The 16,620-nt window shown below is 63.2% G+C and carries 15 protein-coding genes and 2 pseudogenes; 5 read left to right on the forward strand and 12 right to left on the reverse strand.

Annotated features, from left to right (window positions below; all coding sequences use genetic code 11):
* Window positions 1-66: 66 nt before the first annotated feature.
* Window positions 67-1,395 carry an omega-aminotransferase AptA gene (aptA, locus tag G6N73_RS05605; RefSeq protein WP_165024550.1) on the reverse strand — a complete coding sequence of 443 codons (1,329 nt, stop codon included), beginning with the start codon at window positions 1,393-1,395 and terminating at the stop codon, window positions 67-69.
* 240 nt (window positions 1,396-1,635) lie between these two features.
* Here aptA and G6N73_RS05610 point away from each other — a divergent pair, with 240 nt between their 5' ends.
* Window positions 1,636-2,280: a TetR family transcriptional regulator C-terminal domain-containing protein gene (locus G6N73_RS05610; RefSeq protein ID WP_165024552.1), complete on the forward strand. Its 645-nt coding sequence runs from the start codon at window positions 1,636-1,638 to the stop codon at window positions 2,278-2,280.
* On the opposite strand, the gene G6N73_RS05615 is transcribed toward G6N73_RS05610, so the two are convergent.
* Together G6N73_RS05615 and G6N73_RS05625 are read right to left on the reverse strand one after the other, a co-directional pair.
* Window positions 2,277-4,049 (reverse strand): cation:proton antiporter domain-containing protein, encoded by a 1,773-nt coding sequence (locus G6N73_RS05615; RefSeq protein WP_165024555.1) that lies wholly within the window; start codon window positions 4,047-4,049, stop codon window positions 2,277-2,279. The two genes, G6N73_RS05610 and G6N73_RS05615, sit on opposite strands and share 4 nt — an antisense overlap.
* A 282-nt stretch (window positions 4,050-4,331) precedes the next feature.
* On the reverse strand, window positions 4,332-4,703 hold the full coding sequence (locus G6N73_RS05625) for a DoxX family membrane protein (RefSeq protein WP_165024557.1): 372 nt from the start codon (window positions 4,701-4,703) through the stop codon (window positions 4,332-4,334).
* A gap of 63 nt (window positions 4,704-4,766) precedes the next feature.
* Between G6N73_RS05625 and G6N73_RS36715 the strand changes: the two are divergent.
* Both G6N73_RS36715 and G6N73_RS05635 read left to right on the forward strand, forming a co-directional pair.
* A pseudogene (locus G6N73_RS36715) lies at window positions 4,767-4,906 on the forward strand (TetR family transcriptional regulator C-terminal domain-containing protein); the annotation flags it as partial.
* 108 nt (window positions 4,907-5,014) lie between these two features.
* On the forward strand, window positions 5,015-5,323 hold the full coding sequence (locus tag G6N73_RS05635) for an EthD family reductase (protein WP_165024560.1): 309 nt from the start codon (window positions 5,015-5,017) through the stop codon (window positions 5,321-5,323).
* A 19-nt stretch (window positions 5,324-5,342) separates the two neighbouring features.
* On the opposite strand, the gene G6N73_RS05640 is transcribed toward G6N73_RS05635, so the two are convergent.
* From G6N73_RS05640 to G6N73_RS05660, 5 genes are all read right to left on the reverse strand, one after another.
* Complete coding sequence (locus tag G6N73_RS05640) at window positions 5,343-5,720, reverse strand: DoxX family protein (RefSeq protein ID WP_165024562.1); 378 nt, start codon at window positions 5,718-5,720, stop codon at window positions 5,343-5,345.
* 62 nt (window positions 5,721-5,782) lie between these two features.
* The gene (locus tag G6N73_RS05645; protein WP_165024860.1) at window positions 5,783-6,241 is read right to left on the reverse strand and encodes a carboxymuconolactone decarboxylase family protein; all 459 of its coding nucleotides are present in this window, start codon (window positions 6,239-6,241) and stop codon (window positions 5,783-5,785) included.
* Between the two features lie 11 nt (window positions 6,242-6,252).
* Window positions 6,253-6,765, reverse strand: coding sequence for an RrF2 family transcriptional regulator (locus tag G6N73_RS05650; protein WP_165024565.1), 513 nt, complete (start codon window positions 6,763-6,765; stop codon window positions 6,253-6,255).
* Window positions 6,766-6,865: 100 nt separating this feature from the next.
* Complete coding sequence (gene preA, locus G6N73_RS05655) at window positions 6,866-8,179, reverse strand: NAD-dependent dihydropyrimidine dehydrogenase subunit PreA (RefSeq protein WP_165024567.1); 1,314 nt, start codon at window positions 8,177-8,179, stop codon at window positions 6,866-6,868.
* Between the two features lie 105 nt (window positions 8,180-8,284).
* Window positions 8,285-9,667 (reverse strand): NAD(P)-dependent oxidoreductase, encoded by a 1,383-nt coding sequence (locus G6N73_RS05660; RefSeq protein WP_165024570.1) that lies wholly within the window; start codon window positions 9,665-9,667, stop codon window positions 8,285-8,287.
* Window positions 9,668-10,022: 355 nt separating this feature from the next.
* Here G6N73_RS05660 and G6N73_RS05665 point away from each other — a divergent pair, with 355 nt between their 5' ends.
* Window positions 10,023-10,235 carry a hypothetical protein gene (locus G6N73_RS05665; RefSeq protein WP_165024571.1) on the forward strand — a complete coding sequence of 71 codons (213 nt, stop codon included), beginning with the start codon at window positions 10,023-10,025 and terminating at the stop codon, window positions 10,233-10,235.
* Here the strand turns inward: G6N73_RS05665 and G6N73_RS05670 are convergent.
* Window positions 10,232-12,658 carry a GcvT family protein gene (locus tag G6N73_RS05670; RefSeq protein WP_165024574.1) on the reverse strand — a complete coding sequence of 809 codons (2,427 nt, stop codon included), beginning with the start codon at window positions 12,656-12,658 and terminating at the stop codon, window positions 10,232-10,234. The two genes, G6N73_RS05665 and G6N73_RS05670, sit on opposite strands and share 4 nt — an antisense overlap.
* Before the next feature lie 264 nt (window positions 12,659-12,922).
* On the reverse strand, window positions 12,923-14,461 hold the full coding sequence (locus G6N73_RS05675) for a trimethylamine methyltransferase family protein (protein ID WP_165024576.1): 1,539 nt from the start codon (window positions 14,459-14,461) through the stop codon (window positions 12,923-12,925).
* A 216-nt stretch (window positions 14,462-14,677) separates the two neighbouring features.
* On the opposite strand from G6N73_RS05675, the gene G6N73_RS05680 reads away from it, so the two are divergent.
* On the forward strand, window positions 14,678-15,271 hold the full coding sequence (locus G6N73_RS05680; protein WP_165024579.1) for a transglycosylase SLT domain-containing protein: 594 nt from the start codon (window positions 14,678-14,680) through the stop codon (window positions 15,269-15,271).
* A gap of 129 nt (window positions 15,272-15,400) precedes the next feature.
* Here the strand turns inward: G6N73_RS05680 and G6N73_RS36720 are convergent, their stop codons facing one another.
* Both G6N73_RS36720 and G6N73_RS36725 read right to left on the reverse strand, forming a co-directional pair.
* Window positions 15,401-15,922, reverse strand: a complete 522-nt coding sequence (locus G6N73_RS36720; protein ID WP_246251679.1) for a transposase — start codon at window positions 15,920-15,922, stop codon at window positions 15,401-15,403.
* Window positions 15,923-15,980: 58 nt separating this feature from the next.
* Window positions 15,981-16,346, reverse strand: a pseudogene (locus G6N73_RS36725) (IS110 family transposase); the annotation flags it as partial.
* Window positions 16,347-16,620: the final 274 nt, after the last annotated feature.

The raw sequence follows: 16,620 nt of genomic DNA on the forward strand, positions 1-16,620 counted from the left end.
CCTCTCATTTTACTTCGGGGAAGGTCCGGCGGTTCCCGACGCCGGCCTTCCTGTTCTTCCAGTGGTTCATTCCACGAGACGCAACACCTCGCGCACGTGGTCGATCAGCTCGTCGATCTGTCCCTTGGTGATGATCAGGGGCGGCGACAGCGCGATGATGTCGCCGGTGGTGCGGATCAGCGCGCCGCGCTCGAACGCCTTCACGAAAGCGGAGAAGGCGCGCTTGGTCGGGCTGCCGGCGATCGGCGCAAGCTCGATCGCCCCGATCAGGCCGATATTGCGGATGTCGATGACGTTCGGCTCGCCCTTGAGCGAATGCAGCGCCTCTTCCCAGTAGGGGGCGAGTTCGGCGCCACGGGTGAGCAGGCCTTCTTCCTTGTAGGTGTCGAGCGTGCCGAGTGCGGCCGCGCAGGCGATCGGATTGCCCGAATAGGTGTAGCCGTGGAAGAACTCGATCATGTGCTCGGGGCCGGTCATGAAGGCGTCGTGGATTTCCTTCGTGACGAACACCGCGCCCATCGGGATGACGCCGTTGGACACGCCCTTGGCCGTGGTGATGATGTCCGGCGTGACGCCGAAATAATCCGCCGCGAACGGCGTTCCCATGCGGCCGAAGCCGGTGATGACTTCGTCGAAGATCAGCAAGATGCCGTGCCTGGTGCAGATCTCGCGCAGCTTCTGCAGATAACCCTTCGGCGGGATCAGCACGCCGGTCGAACCGGCTACCGGCTCGACGATGACGGCGGCGATGGTCGATGCGTCATGCAGCGTCACGATCCGCTCGAGTTCGTTGGCGAGTTCCGCGCCATATTCAGGCTCGCCGCGCGTGAATGCGTTCTTCTCCGGCAGATGCGTGTGCGGCATGTGGTCCACGCCAGTCAGAAGCGTACCGAACATCTTGCGGTTGGTGACGATGCCGCCGACCGAGATGCCGCCGAAATTGACGCCGTGATAGCCGCGCTCGCGACCGATCAGCCGGGTGCGCGAGCCTTCGCCCTTAACGCGCTGATATGCCAGCGCCATCTTCAGCGCGGTATCGACCGATTCCGAGCCTGAATTGGTAAAGAAGACGTGCTCCATGCCGGCCGGTGCGATGTCGACCAGCCGATTGGCCAGTTCGAACACGATCGGATGGCCCATCTGGAAGGCCGGCGCATAGTCGAGCTCGGCCGCCTGCCGCTGGATCGCCTCGGTGATCTTCGGGCGGCAGTGGCCGGCATTGACGCACCACAGGCCGGCGGTGCCGTCGAGGATCTTGCGGCCGTCGCTCGCCGTGTAATGCATGTCCTTGGCCGCGACCATCATGCGCGGCGCCTGCTTGAACTGCCGGTTCGACGTAAACGGCATCCAGAATGCGCTGAGGTCGTTCGGCGCTACATTCATTCTGTTGGACATGACCAAGCCTTCCCTTGAATCCCCTGTTTCGATACGGCCAACGCTTGGTCTTGGCTGCGTTTTCGTGCTACGCAAATTTTTGACCGATTGGACAAACGTTAGCACCGCCAGATCGGCGGTCAAGGAAATAGTAGCGGAAATGGCTGGCCGAAATCGCGCTCCACAAGGCAGGTTGAACTGGTCCAGCGGATTGGGCCACAGAACCGATTTCGCTGCCATATCGCGGGGAGCGGCATAGACATGGACACCAAGGCGCCGCGTCCCAGGACACGCATCCAAACGGAAAAGCGCGAACTCATCCTGGAGGCGGCGCTCGAGGTTTTCTCGGCGCACGGCTTTCGCGGGTCGACCATTGACCAGATCGCCGACGCGGCCGGAATGTCCAAGCCGAACCTGCTCTATTATTTCCGCCGCAAGGAAGAAATCCACGAGACGCTGATGCAGCGCCTGCTCGACACCTGGCTGGCGCCGCTCAAGGAACTCGACGATATCGGCGACCCGCTGACCGAATTGCGTAGCTATATCAGGCGCAAGCTCGAAATGGCGCGGGATTTTCCGCGTGAAAGCCGGCTCTTCGCCAACGAGATCCTGCAAGGCGCGCCGCGCATCAAGCCGATGCTGGAGGGCGAGTTGAAAAGCCTGGTCGACGAGAAGGCCGAGGTGATCAAGGGCTGGATGCGCGCCGGAAAGATCGCCAAGACCGATCCCTGGCACCTGATCTTCTCGATCTGGGCAACGACACAGCACTACGCCGATTTCGACGTGCAGGTGCGCGCGGTGCTAGGCGCCGATCGCGGCAGCGACGGCCGCTTCGAGGATGCCGCGCGCTTTCTGGAGCAGTTGTTCCTTGACGGGCTGAGGCCAAGGCCGGATCGGCAGGGTTAGCGATCCGTGGCGGCGGCCCCCTGGTCCAGCCGCTCGTCGTGATACTCGGAACTATTCACGGCCGCGCGGTTCATGGCAAGACGTTCTTCCGCCATCGCCTGCACCGCGGCCCGCACCGCCGGATGCCGCGACATGAAGAGCCTGAAGTCGCGCCGCGACAGAACGAGGAAGTTGCAGTAGTCGACGGCCGTCACGTCGGCGGTGCGCGGATCGCCCGTGAGCAACGCCATTTCGCCGAAGAACGACCCGGCTCCGAGCTGCACGGCGGCGCCATTGACGTCCACCTCCACGGTTCCGGAAACGACGAAATACATCGCGTCGCCTTTCTCGCGGATGCGCACGATGCGGTCGCCCGGCGAGGCCGCCTTCGGCACGAAGAGCAACAGCAGTTCCTCCTGATCATCGACGTTAATTGCCTTGAACAGCGGGAAGGTCTCGATGAACTCCGTGATCTTGCGCGCCTGCTCGTGATCGCGCTTCTTGGCCTGGGCCTGGATGCGGTCGAGCTCCACGGCCAGCACGCGTTCGCGCCGCCTGCCGAAATTGGCTGACCACCGCGGGAAACGGCCGCTTATCCACCGCTCAAGCGCCTCCGCCGTGGCGAAGGCAAGCGGATTGATGGTTATGGCCAGGAGCGCGGCGGCGAGGATGAGGCTCTGGCCCTCCTTGGTCACCAATCCGTAGGCGGCGCCGAGGCCGGCGAGAATAAAGGAAAACTCGCCAATCTGCGCGATGCCCGCCGCTATGCCGAGCGCCAGCCGGACTGGATAGCGCAGCGCAAGGATGAGCAGGAAAGCACCGATCGGCTTGCCCAAGGCTATGACCGCAACCACTGCGAGCACCTCGAGCGGCTTTTCGACGAGGATGGCCGGTTCGAACAGCATGCCGATCGAGACGAAGAACAGGACCGAGAATGCGTCCTGCAGCGGCAGGGAATTGGCCGCGGCTCGGTGGCTGAGCTGCGACTCGCCCATGATCACGCCGGCGAAGAACGCGCCGAGCGCGAAAGACACTCCAAAGGCCGCCGCCGAACCGAAGGCGATGCCAAGCGCTAGCGCCAGAACCGAGAGCGTGAAGAGTTCGCGCGAGCCGGTGCGCGCCACCTTGATCAGGATCCAGGGCACGATCCTCGGCCCGATCAGGGCTGCAATCAGCGCAAAGCCGGCGACCTTCGTGAGCGTGAGGAGAATCGTAAGGGTGATTGGCGCGCTCGAGGTCTCGCTGCCCGCCTCGGCATGCCCGCCCATGCTCTCGGCGAAGACCGGCAGCAACACCAGCGCCAATACCATCGCCAGATCCTCGACGATCAGCCAGCCGACCGCGACCCGTCCCTGAGTCGACTGAAGGAGATTTCGCTCCTCTAGCGCCTTGAGAAGCACCACTGTGCTCGCAACCGAAATGCACAATCCGAAGACGATGCCGTGGCCGGCGTTCCATCCCCAAAGCCAGCAGAGCCCGAAGCCGAGCAGGGTCGCGAGCAGTATCTGGCCCAGAGCGCCCGCCACGACCACTCCGCGCACGGCGAGCAGGTCGGAAGCCGAGAAATGCAGGCCGACGCCGAACATCAGAAGAACGATGCCGATTTCGGCGAGTTGCCCCGCCATATCCGCATCGGCCACGAAACCGGGCGTAAAGGGTCCGATGAAGATGCCAGCGACGAGGTAGCCGACCAGAGCCGGCAGCCGCAGCCTGTCGGCCAGATAGCCGAAGATGGACGCCAGCACGAAGCCGACGGCAATCGTTGCGACAAGGTTCACATCATGCGGCAAGGCTCAACCTCGACAGTCTTGTTCCCCTTCTGTCGGCGCAAGTTGGTGTAGTCAAACGATTTCGCCGCTTGTGATGATTGATGAGCGATCCAGCTGCCCCACCGGAAAAATACGCGTGAGCAAGCCCACTGCCGACTCTGATCGATTCGAAAAGGTAGGAAAATGGTCGCGACCGCAACTCTCTCCCCAAATTCCGGATTTCCATTTCGAAGGCTGTGCGCAAGGCCCAGCAGTGGAAGGCCGGCCAGGAATTCGCCTTCTTCGAAGGAAGTCTGACCCAAATCAGCTAACGTCGGCCATGACGAGCAGTAGGCCGGCGGCCAGCGTGATGTTGACCAGGGTGAGGTAAAGATGCGGGTCGCGCTCCTTGCCCCGGAACAGAAAAAGATTGTGATAGAGTGCGGTCGCCAGAACGAGAAATACGATGAGTGCGATCACCGTCGGCACGGTCCAGATGCCGAGGATCAGCGCCAGCCCACCGAGCAACTGCACGACGAAACCCACCGCCATGATCGGCGCGGGCAGCTTCCAGCCGTAGTTGGTGGCGCCCTCCTTCCGTTCGCCGAAATGCAGCAAATTGCGGATGCCGGCGATGAGGAAGAAACCGCCGAACACCACGCGTCCGATGGTCATCAGAACTGCAGTCGTCGCCATTTGCGTCCCTCCCCTTCAGCTTTCCGATAGCCGGTTCGGTCCATGAGTGGAAGAGGCAGTCGTTCAACGGCCCAGCACTATGCCGACTTCGACGTGCAGGTGCGCGCCGTGCTCGGCCCGGACCGCGGCGGCGACGGCCGTTCGATGACGCGGCGCAGTTTCTGGAACAGCTTTTCGTCGATGGATTGCAACCGAAGGGCTGAACTCCTCCTGCTGTCGGTCAGACCGGCGCTTTCCGCTTGTGTTCGGCGGCCGTTGCACGCAGCTTTGCAGCGGGCGCCAACACCGAAAACGCGACAAGGAGGAACCCGATGGCGAAGCTCATCGTGCTCTACAAGACGCCGAAGGACGCAGCCGCGTTCGACCGCTACTACTCGTCGACCCATATACCGCTGGCCAAGAAAATTCCCGGCCTGCGGAGCTACGACATCAGCGAGGGCGCCGTCGCGGCCCCGGCCGGTCCGTCGGGCGTGCATCTCGTGGCGACGCTCACCTTCGCTTCCATGGAGGATCTGCAGAAAGGTCTCGCCTCGCCCGAGGGCCAGGCGGTGGCGGGCGATCTTGCCAATTTCGCCGATGGCGGCGCGGACCTGCTCATGTTCGAGACCAGGGACGCCTGACGATGGCGCCGGCGCATCTTCACTGTGCGCCGGCGACAACCACGAGAAACCCGCCGATCAGCGCGACGTTGCCGACGACGCCGTTGATCTTGGCCGCCCGCTCCAGGCCCTGATGATCCCAGAAATTATGGAACATCGGCGTGGCGACGAGCAGGAACAGGATGAGGCCGGCTGCCGCGAGAGCGGTCCATATGCCGGCAATCAGCAGTGCGCCGGCCGCGATCTGCAGGGCGATGCCGAGCCACAGCATCAGCCGCGCCTGCGGCACGCCGCGTGCCGAGATGAGCTGCGTCAGCAAGGGCGCGTTCAGAATATTGCGAATGCCGGCAAACACGAACGCGCCACCGAGCAACAGGCGCCCGGCGAAAAGGATCTCTACTGAAATATCTGTGGTCATGATCTTTTTCTCTCGATGAAAAATGACCGGGGCGGCAACCGCCCGAAGCCTTGATCCGACACTTACGCCGCGTTGGCAGCCGGCATCGGATGAATGGCGTGGAAGCTCACACAGAGCCGATTCCAGATGTTGATCATGCCGGTCGCCACCGTAAGCTTCGTCAATTCTTCCGCCGAGAAATGCTGCAGCGTCTTGTCGTAGAGTTCGTCCGGAACGCCGGCGTCGGCGATTTTCGTCACCGCTTCCACCCAGGCGAATGCGGCGCGCTCGCGATCGGTGAAGAGCGGCGACTCCTTCCATGCAGAAACGAGATAAAGCCGCTGCTCGATCTCGCCGTCCACACGAGCCTCGCGGCTGTGCATCTCGACGCAGAACGAACAGCCATTGATCTGCGACGCCCGCAGCTTGATCAGATGCAGCAGGCTCTTTTCGAGGCCACATTCGTCGACCGCCTTGTTCAGCGCGACGAGCGCCTTCGTCAATTCAGGCGCCTGACCGTAGAAATTCAGCCTGGGCTTCATCATCATTCCTTTCACTTCTGCTTGGGAGATTTCTGCGGCCGCTGATGGCGCTCGACGAAAGCGCAGCCGGCGGCGACCGAGCGGGGGTCGGCCTCGGTCTTGAAGTTATGCACGATGTCGGAGAGGCGCTCGGCGGCGAGCGCGGCGCGATAGGCCTTTTCCGCCCTGAGCATGGCAGCGTTGATGCCGCACGGCTTCGCATAGGCCGACGCGTCGAGCTTCACCGGGCCGTTCTGGCGGATTTCACCGCAGCGAAACGCGGGCTCCGGACCTTCCACCGCCAGCACGATGTCGAGCAGTGATATGCGGTCGGCAGGACGCGCAAGCCTGTATCCGCCATAAGGGCCCGGCACCGACTCCAGAATGCCTGCCGCCGTTAGAGCATTGAGGTGCTTCAGCAAATAACTCGGCGACAGACCGAACTGCTCGGCCAGGGCGGCGCCCGGTATGGTGCCCTCGCCTTCGACACTGACCAGCGTTGCGGCGCAATGGATCGCCGCTTCCACGCCTTCGCTCAGCTTCATCTGGCTGACTCCCATTTCATGGATAATTCATATCCTGGATAGATATTATCGTCAATAGGCATGTGAAAAAGGCGCGGGAAACCGCGCCTTTCAAATTATCCTATTCCGCAGCCACCTTGGCCATCGGGTTGTTGGGATGCTGCGTCCAGTTGGCGTAGACCGGCGAGACCGGCATGCCGGTGCGCTCGTCGATGACGCCGGCCGCCAGCGGCTCCATGGTGATGCAGCCCTCGACCGGACAAACATTGACGCAGAGATTGCAGCCGACGCACTCAGCCTCGATCACCTCGAAATGCCTGATGCCGTCGACCATGGAGGTGATGGCCTGGTGCGAAGTGTCTTCGCAAGCGATGTGGCAGCGGCCGCATTTGATGCAGAGATCCTGGTTGATCTGCGCCTTGGCGACGTAGTTGAGGTTGAGATACTGCCAGTCGGTGACGTTCGGCGTCGCCCGGCCGATGATGGCGTCGAGATCGGCATGGCCCTTCTCGTCCATCCAGTTGTTCAGGCCGTCGATCATCTCCTGGACGATCTTGAAGCCATACGTCATCGCCGCCGTGCAGACCTGCACATTGCCGGCGCCGAGCGCCATGAATTCGGCGGCGTCGCGCCAGGTGGTGATGCCGCCGATGCCGGAGATCGGCAGGCCATGAGTTTCCGGATCGCGGGCGATCTCGGCCACCATGTTGAGCGCGATCGGCTTGACCGCCGGGCCGCAATAGCCGCCATGTGAGCCCTTGCCGTTGATCGACGGCTCCGGCGAGAATGTGTCGAGATCGACGGCGGTGATCGAGTTGATCGTGTTGATCAGCGACACCGCGTCGGTGCCGCCGGCAAGGGCGGCCCGCGCCGGCTTGCGCACATCGGTGATGTTGGGCGTCAGCTTGGTGATGACCGGCATGCGCGTATTGGCCTTGCACCAGCGCACCACCATTTCGATGTATTCCGGCACCTGGCCGACCGCGGCGCCCATGCCGCGTTCCGACATGCCATGCGGACAGCCGAAATTAAGCTCGATGCCGTCGGCTTCGGTTTCCTCGACGAGCGGCAGGATCGCCTTCCAGCTTTCCTCGACGCAGGGCACCATCAGCGAAACAACTATGGCGCGGTCGGGCCAGTCCTTCTTGACCTGTTTGATCTCTCGCAGATTCACGAAGAGGTCGCGGTCGGTGATGAGCTCGATGTTGTTCAGGCCGAGCAGCCGCCGGTCCGCGCCCCAGATCGCGCCGTAGCGCGGGCCGTTGACGTTGACGACAGGAGGCCCCTCCTCGCCGAGTGTCTTCCACACCACGCCGCCCCAGCCCGCCTTGAAGGCGCGGATGACGTTGTAGGCCTTGTCGGTCGGCGGCGCGGAGGCGAGCCAGAACGGGTTCGGCGATTTGATGCCGACGAAATTGTTGCGGAGATCTGCCATGGGTCTGCTCCCTGGAGCATGATCCCGAAAAGTTGCAGACTTTTCGGTCAGATCATGCGGCTAAAACCAACTTAGAGCCTCCTTTCGACCTGTCGAAAGGAGGCTCTAAGCCGAAACTGCAACTGGCGCAGCGGCCACGGCCGCCAATGCGCGATGGATGCTCTCGGCCGCATCGCGGCCCTGCGCGACAGCCGAAACGGTCAAATCTTCGCCGACGCCGACGCAATCGCCGCCCGCCCAGACTTTCGGCAGCGAAGTGCGGCCCTCGGCGTCGACAGCGATCTTGCCGCCCTCCAGGCGGACCGTGGAGCCGGTGCTGTTCAGGCTCGACAGATCGAAGGTCTGGCCGATCGCCTTGAAAATCTGGTCCGCCTCGATGTGGACGGTCTCGCCGGTGCCGACCAGCTTGCCGTCAACCAGTTCGGTGTATTCGAGTTCGATGCCGGCGGCCTTGCCGAACTGCACCACGACGCGTTTCGGCTGCAGCCAATGGCGGATGACTACGCCCTTCGAGGTCGCCAGATCCTGCTCGAACTCCGAAGCGTTCATGTGCTCCTTGCCGCGGCGGTAGCAGATCGTCACCTCTTCCGCGCCGAGCAGCTTCGACTGCACCGCGGCGTCGATAGCCGTCATGCCGCCTCCGATGACGACGACACGTCGGCCGACCGGCAAATCGGAAAAGTCCTCAGCCTGTCGAAGGGTGGCGATGAACTCGACCGCATTCACGACGCCGTCGGCGTCCTCGCCTTCGACGCGAAGCCCATTGATGCCGCCAAGGCCCATGCCGAGGAAGACTGCGTCGTAAGTCTTGACCAGATCCGGCAGGAAATAATCGCGGCCGAGCGCCTTGCCCTCGACGAGATCGATGCCGCCGATGGCGGTGACGTAGTCGACTTCGGCCTGGGCGAAATCGTCGGTGCTCTTATAGGCGGCGATGCCATATTCGTTGAGCCCGCCGGCCTTCGGCCGCGCCTCCAGGATCGTCACATCATGGCCGTAGCGGGCCAGCCGGTGAGCGCAGGCGAGGCCTGCCGGACCGGCGCCGACCACGGCGATCTTCCGGCCGGTCGGCTGTGCGCGCTTGTAAAACTGCTTGTCCATCGCCATGGCTACATCGGTGGCGTAGCGCTGCAGCCGGCCGATCTGAACCGGCTTGCCCTCGGCCACCTCGCGCACGCAGACCTCCTCGCACAGCGTTTCCGTCGGGCAGACGCGGGCGCACATGCCCCCCAGAATGTTCTGGTCGAAGATGGTCTTGGCCGAGCCGAGCGGGTTGCCGGTGGCGATCTGGCGGATGAACAGCGGAATATCGATCGAGGTCGGGCACGCATTCATGCACGGCGCATCGTAGCAGAAATAGCAGCGATCCGCCTCGACCAGCGCCTCGTGGCGGTCGAGCGGCGGGTGCAGGTCGGAAAAATTTTCGGCGTATTTTTCGGGCGAAAGCCGGTCTCCGGCTATGCCTTCCTTGAACTGGCCTTCTGGCATCGTCGCAGTTCCCCTTAGCTGGCTTTGTCGCTGGCTATTTTTTGAGAAGGCTAGCACGTTTTGATTTTTTATCAATCGGTCAAATTTTGAAGAGGACGCACCTCTCCGTCGCCACGCCCGCTTTCGCGTCTGGCCATTGTGGGAAGCGGCGCATGGCAGCGACGCCTAATCAATTTAGTTAGTTGACGCGCTGCCATGCGCCGCCGGCGTTTTCTCCCCTTGCCGCTCCCGGCCCATCGCCCTGTCCCGGTAGTCTGGGACAAAGCGCGGGCGCACAAGCGCGACCCGGGGCCGGAACGCCCCGCACGACCATGCGGGAGTCATCTCCGGCGCCACACTTGCCTGGATGCCGGTCGTGCACACCCGTTCCCACCAGCAAGCTGCCGGGATGGAGTATGCGCAGGGCGGCAAGGAGTGTGGACAAATCGTCGGCTGGAAAAGCGAAGAAATCGTACAAGCCATTGATTTCATGGCGTTAAAAATTTTGCAGGGGGCGGGAATTTGTGCACTGGCGAAGGTTGTACCTGTCCTCCCTTCTCCCTTGTGGGAGAAGGGAGGTTTTACCTAACCCCGCATGCGCTCCAGATTGGCGTCGAAGAGCAGCGCGGGCTGGATGCGGGCGGGATAGCGCTTGCCGAGCAGTTCGATCTCGAAGCCGCCGCTTTCGTCGGCGATCTCCTTCGGCACGTAGCCCATGGCCACTGATGCCTTCGAGCCGTGCGCGAATCCACCGGAAGTGACCCAGCCGCGCACTTCGCCGGAAAACCAGATCGGCTCGTCGCCGATGACGTCGGCATCGTCGGTTTCGACGATGAAGGCGCGGAGCCGCAGCCTGCCGCCCGAGGCGCGCTCGGCCAGCGCGCCGGCCTTGCCGATGAAATCGGCGTCCTTGCCATAGGCGACGAAGCGGTCGAGCCCGGCTTCGAGCGGGCCGTAAATCGGGCGGTATTCGCGAGCCCAGGAGCCGTAGTTCTTTTCCAGCCTGAGCGCGTTGAGTGCGCGGGAACCGAACAGGCCGATGCCGAACTCTTCGCCTGCCGCCATCAGGCTGTGGAAAACGGCGCGCTGATATTCCGGCTTGACCCAGATTTCGTAGCCGAGATCGCCGGTGTAGCTGACGCGGCCGACGAGGCACGGCGCCATGCCGATGTCGAGCTTCTTCACGTCCATGAACTTGAACGCGGCAGCGGAGACGTCCGCGCGCGTGACCTTTGCCAGAAGGTTGCGGGCGTTCGGCCCGGCGATCGACAGGCCGGTAAGCCTTGGCCCCAGGGCCTCGATGGTCACCGAACCGTCCTTCGGCAGATGCTTTTCGAACCAGCGCATATGATACTGCTCGGCGATGCCTGAGCCGGCGATGAACCATTCCCCGTTGCCAAGATTGGCAAGCGAGAAATCGCCGATCAGCTTGCCGTCTTCCTTCAGCATCGGCGCAAGTGTCATTCGGCCGGGCTTGGGCAGCTTGCAGGCGAGCATTTTGTCCAGCCAGGCTTCGGCGCCCTGCCCCTTCACGCGGTACTTGGCGAAGCCGGAAATTTCCGACAGGCCGACGCTTGTCCGCACGGTCCGGCATTCATTCGCCACATGCTCGAAATCGGTCGAGCGCCGCCAGGAGAATTCGTCCCCGACGCCTTCCGGCGCGAACCATAGCGGGATTTCCAGCCCGTAGGCCGCGCCCCACTGTGCGCCTTTTGCGGAAAGCAAGTCATAGATCGGCGTGGTCTTGAGCGGCCGGCCGGCGGGCAGTTCCTCATTGGGGAAGCGGTTGGAAAAGCGGCGCGAGTAGTTTTCACGCACTTTTGCGTTGGTGTAGGCCATCGACGCCCAGTCGCCATAGCGCGAGACGTCCATCGCCCAGATGTCGGCGCCCGGATCGCCATGGATCATCCAGTTGGCGAGCGCCAGGCCGACGCCGCCGCCCTGGGAGAAGCCGGCCATGACGCCGCAGGCGACCCAGAAGCCCGGCAGGCCGCGCACCGGGCCGACCAACGGGTTGCCGTCGGGCGCGAAGGTGAATGGGCCGTTGATGATCTGCTTGATCCCGGTGTTCTGGAAAGCGGGGAAGTGGCGGAAGCCGATTTCCAGCGACGGCGCGATGCGATCGATGTCGGGCTCGAGCAGTTCGTGGCCGAAATTCCACGGCGTCTCGAATTCCGACCAGGGCTTGTTTGCCTTCTCATAGGTGCCCATCAGCATGCCGCCGCGCTCCTGGCGCAGGTAAAGCTCGCCGTCGAAATCGATTGCGTGGATGATTTCCGTGCCGGTCTTGTCGTTCCAGGCCTTCACCTCGGGCATATCTTCGGTGATGAGGTACATGTGCTCCATGGCGAGCACCGGCAGTTCCAGCCCGACCATGCGGCCGACCTCGCGCGCCCACAGGCCGCCGGCGTTGACGACGTGTTCCGTTATGATCTCGCCCTTGTTGGTGATGACGCGCCAGAGCCCGTCCTCGCGCCGGACAATATCCTCGACCCTGGTGAAGCGCTCGACCTCCGCGCCGAGCGCACGGGCGGCCTTGGCGTAGGCATGGGTGACGCCGGACGGATCGAGATGGCCGTCGACCACCGTGCGGACCGCGCCGACGAATTCCTTCGGGTCGAGCAGCGGCATGATCTCGCCGGCTTCCTTCGCCGAGATCTCCTCCAGTTCAATGCCGAGATAGCGGCCCTTGGCGACGAGGCCGCGCAGCCAATCCATGCGCGCCTGCGTGGCGGCCAGCATGACGCCGCCGGTCAGGTGCACGCCGGTCGCCTGGCCGGACAGCGCCTCGATCTCCTTGTAGAGCTCGATCGTGTATTTCTGCAGCTTGGCGACGTTGGGGTCGCCATTGACGGTGTGCATGCCGCCGGCGGCATGCCAGGTCGAGCCGGAGGTGAGTTCGTCGCGCTCGAGCAGCACGACATCGGTCCAGCCGTGCTTGGCCAGATGGAACAGCACCGAGCAGCCTACGACGCCTCCGCCGATAACCACGACCTGGGTGTGCGATTTCATATTTTCTCTCGGTGTTTCAGTGGGTTGAGTTCGGTCGAAGAATCGAATTGCGAGGCAGTTGATTCAGTTTGTAAAGCCGGCGCCGCCCCTCATCCGCCTGCCGGCACCTTCTCCCCGTAAACGGGGAGAAGACCGCAACGGCGAGGCTTTCGCCAATCTCCAGCGCCGGCGACTGCCGAAACCGGCAAGGCCAGCGTCTCTCTCCCCGTTTACGGGGAGAGATGTCCGGCAGGACAGTGAGGGGCGGCGCCAGCGGTACGCGCATCACGGCTCCCCCGCCCCGATCTCCTCCTTGCGCTTCGCCACATATGCCTCCAGTTCCTCGCGCACCGAGGCGTCCATCGCCGGCTCGACATATTCCTCCAGCGCCTTCTTCCACAGCCGCGTGGCGCGGGCGGTGGCGTCGAGGCCGCCGGCTTCCTGCCAGGCTTCGTAATTCTGCCAGTTGGAAAGCAGCGGCTGGTAAAAGGCGGTGGAGTAGCGCTCCAGCGTGTGCTGTTCGCCGAAGAAATGGCCGCCGGTCGGCACGCGGCCAAGCGCATCGAGCGCCAGTTCGCCCTCATTGACCTCGATCGGCTTTAGGAACTCCATCATGTGCTGGATGAGTTCGACATCGATGATGAATTTTTCGAAGGAGGCGGTCAGCCCGCCCTCCTGCCAGCCGGCGGCATGGTAGATGAGGTTACCGTGGCCGAGCACCGCACCCCACAGCGCCATCATGGTCTCGTAGGCGCCCTGTGCATCGGCCGCGTTGGAGGCCGAGCCGGGCGTGGTGCGGTAAGGCAGATTGTACCTGCGCGCGAGTTGGCCGGATGCGATGTTGGCCTTGGTGTTTTCCGGTGTCCCGAAAGCCGGCGCGCCCGAGCGCATGTCGACGTTCGAAGTGAACGCGCCGTACATGACCGGCGCGCCGGGGCGCACGAGTTGGGTCAGCACCACCCCGAACAGCGCCTCGGCGTTCTGCTGGGAGAGCGCGCCGGCGAGCGTCACCGGGCTCATCGCGCCCATCAGCGTGAAAGGCGTGACGGCGACCGATTGGCCATGCTCCGCCATCGCCATCAGACCGTCCGACATGAACTCGTCGTAGCGGCGCGGCGAGTTGACGGAGATGACGGTGGTGACGCCGGGGTCGGTCGCCAGTTCGTCCAGCGTCAGCCCGCGCGAGATCGCCATCATCCTGACGCCGTCCAGCGCCCTGCCCCGGCCGATCGCCGAGACGTGGAACGCCTTGTCGGTCAGGGTCAGATTGGCGAAATAGGTGTCGAGATGGCGCGAATTGGCCGGCAGCTCGACCGGAGCGCAGACCTGGTTGCCGATCAGGTGAATGCAGTTGAAATGCTGCGCCAGCCGCACGAGGTCGGAATAGTCGCGCAGATTGCCGGCGCGGCGGCCGCGCTCCATGTCGTGGACGTTGGGCGGGCCGGCGACGAGGGTGAAGTTGATCGTGTCGCCGCCGAGATGGATCTTTCGCTCGGGATTGCGCGGCGTCAGCGTGTAAGTCGGCCGGGTGGTCTTCAGCGCCTGGTCGACGAAGCCCCGGTCGAGCCAGACGGTCTGCGTCGCATGATCGACCTTCGCGCCAGCTTTCTCGAACAGAGCGAGAGCGCGGGAACTCATCAGCTCGATGCCGAAATTTTCCAGAATATGCAGCGAGGCTTCGTGGATCGTCTCGATCTGGTCGTCCGACAATAGCGCCATAGGCGGATAAGGATTGCGCACCCGGCGCAGCGGCAGTTGCGGGATCGCGGTCGGCCCCCGGTTGCTCGTCCGCTCAGCGCCGCGCTTTCGTCTGGGTTCGGTCATGCCCGCATCAATACGCCTCCGGGGCAGGCCGGCTGTCAGAAATCCGGCATCAGCGGACGCGATTTTAGCCAGAGCGTCATTGCTGGGCGGCCACAACAACGAAAGCGTCGTCAAGCGTCGTATTATTGGTATTACTCGGCGAGATATCCGTCAGCCGGCGCTTGGTTAAGGAATGCCGCAAGATTCCTTTTATGTTTTGCGCCTAAAGCTGGCGCGATGTGTGCGTCGAGTTTTAGTAAAATTGTAGTCGTAGCCTCGGCGCTTGCGCTTTCCGCCTGCGCCAGCGCGCCGAACCAAATCAACGATGTCTGCGCCGTATTCGAGCAGAACGACGGCTGGATCAGCAATTGGCACCGCGAGGCCAAACAGGCGGAACGCAAGCACGGCGTGCCGGTCCCCGTTCTGATGGCGACGCTTCGCAAGGAATCGGGCTTCAAGAGCAACGCCAAGCCGCCGCGCACCAAGCTGCTCGGCTTCATACCGTGGAAGCGCCAGTCCAGCGCCTATGGCTATTCGCAGGCGCTCGACGGCACATGGGCGCAATACAGGACCGAGACCGGCAATTTCGCCGCCCGGCGAAACAGCTTCGCCGACGCCGTGGATTTCGTAGGCTGGTACCATTCCAAGACCGCCGACACATACGGCGTCGCCCGCAACGACACCTTCAATCTCTATCTGGCCTATTATGCCGGCTGGGGCGGCTATAAACGCGGCGATTGGCGCGGCAATGCCAGCCTGCAGCGCTACGCCCGCGACACCGAGGCGATGGCGCAGAAATATGCGGCGCAGTTGGCGCGCTGCGGCGGGTAGGTATCCATTGGTGCGTCCTTCGAGGCTCGCTTCGCTCGCACCTCAGGATGAGGACCGTAGGATGCCATCCCCTTTTTTGTGATGTAGGCTGACCTTTTTCGGTTTCCTATGCAGGCACAACCTTCCTCATCAACTCTGAAGCGACGGGTTCGGCGTGAGCCTAGCGTTGAGTGTGATGACGATCTTTCGCATGACGGCGGCGATTGCGGCGATTGGCTTCTTGCCGTTGGCGACGAGGCGTTTGTAGAAACTTGCGAATTCGCCGTTTCCGGCAGCGGCGCGTAGCGCCGGCATGAACAGGATGGTTCTGACCTCGGGCCGGCCGCCACGCATCTTGCGATAGCCCTTCTTGAAGCCACTGTCGTTGGGATGTGGCGCCACGCCGGCGAGGCTTGCGGCCTGGCGGCGGGTCATCGATCCGAGTTCGGGCAAGGTGGCGAGGAGGGCGGCGGCGCTCAGGCGGCCTATGCCGTTCATGCCGGTGCAGACCTCGATGCGTTGCCTGAGGGTATGGGTCTGGTCGACAAGGGCTTGGATGGCCGCATCGAGAGCGAGTATCTGGCGGTTGAGGGCGACGATGATGGCGCGGAAGGAGGCGAGCAGTTCGCCGTTGCCGGGCGCCTTGGCACGGTTTTGCTCGGCGACCCGCATCGCGACCAGTTCGTGCCCGGCGTCTGACGAGGATGCGCAGCCGCGCCTCCTGCGCGTCCCGCGCACGCCACAGCGGCAGGATCTGCCAGCGTTCGCGGCCGTAGGCGGCAAGCATGGCGGCATCGATGGCGTCGCTCTTGCCCTGTGTGCCGAAGGAACGGATGAAGCCTTTGAGCTTGTTGGTGTCGACGCGGTGGCAGGCAATGCCGGCCTTTACCGCCTCGTCGAGCAGCAATAACTCATGGCCTCCGGTTGGCTCGCAGATAACGAAGCCGGCTTGGCTCGTCTTGAGGAAGGCACGGATCGCACGGCGGCTGTTGGCGATGGTCCGGGCGGTCCTGGCAGTGCCGTCCGAGACGGTGATGGTGGCCTTGGCGATGTCGAAGCCGAGGCAATGCGAAGGTTCGTGATGCAAGAAAGCCATGCTGATGCTATCCTTCAGACAAGCTTCGGATTGTTTGCGGGCGTGGCGTCGAACCAGAGGCCCAATCAACTCTCCAAGCGATGGCGGCAAGACGGCAGGGAACCTTGATGAGGCCGGGTGTCACCCAATCCTAAGGACGGTCGCCTGCCGCCGAAGCTGCGGGCTGCAGAAGGGCTCGCAGCTTCGGCCGCCAGACTACACAATCCTTCTCAAACAATCCTGAGGTGCGAGCCCGCACGACGATGTGTCGAGAGGCGTCCGCACCCGCGGGCGA

Source organism: Allomesorhizobium camelthorni, assembly GCF_011045125.1.
Taxonomy (GTDB): Bacteria; Pseudomonadota; Alphaproteobacteria; order Rhizobiales; family Rhizobiaceae; genus Allomesorhizobium; species Allomesorhizobium camelthorni.